This is a genomic window from Arthrobacter ulcerisalmonis (assembly GCF_900609065.1).
Lineage (GTDB): Bacteria > Actinomycetota > Actinomycetes > Actinomycetales > Micrococcaceae > Arthrobacter > Arthrobacter ulcerisalmonis.
In genome coordinates this window covers 1-475 of record NZ_UXAU01000055.1, presented here as the reverse complement: position 1 = coordinate 475, position 475 = coordinate 1, and the positions used below count along the sequence as shown (strand labels likewise).

Sequence of the window (475 nt, the reverse complement as noted above, 5' to 3'; positions counted from 1 at the left end):
GACTTGAAAAACAACAACCCCACCCCACCCAAACAACACCACCCCCACCCCAAAGGACAGAAGCCAACCGTGCGATCGGTGCAGCAAGGAACAACCAGAAACAAACAAACCCAGACACCACACCCACCACCACCCCCAAAGGATGATGACGACCATGGCCCCCGGTCCTGTTGTCTCAGGACCCAACAGTGTGCCAAACACTACCCACCACCCACCAGAAGCGACGCTTTCCAGGAACCCAACCCCCACAAGGAGGATCAGTCCGTACTCACACCACCACCAGCACCAGCAGGCACCTATCCGTTGATATTCCACCCATGAGCAGTCCGCCGCAGAACTTTCGTCTGCGCAACGAACTATCCTCCTGACAAACCCCACCCACCACATACATGATGACCAGGCTTTGTAGGCGCTCCTTAGAAAGGAGGTGATCCAGCCGCACCTTCCGGTACGGCTACCTTGTTACGACTTAGTC

General features: G+C 56.2%; 1 rRNA gene. It reads right to left on the bottom strand.

The window, feature by feature from the left end:
- Positions 1–420 precede the first annotated feature (420 nt).
- Positions 421–475, bottom strand: a 16S ribosomal RNA gene (locus tag PSET11_RS16505); the annotation flags it as partial.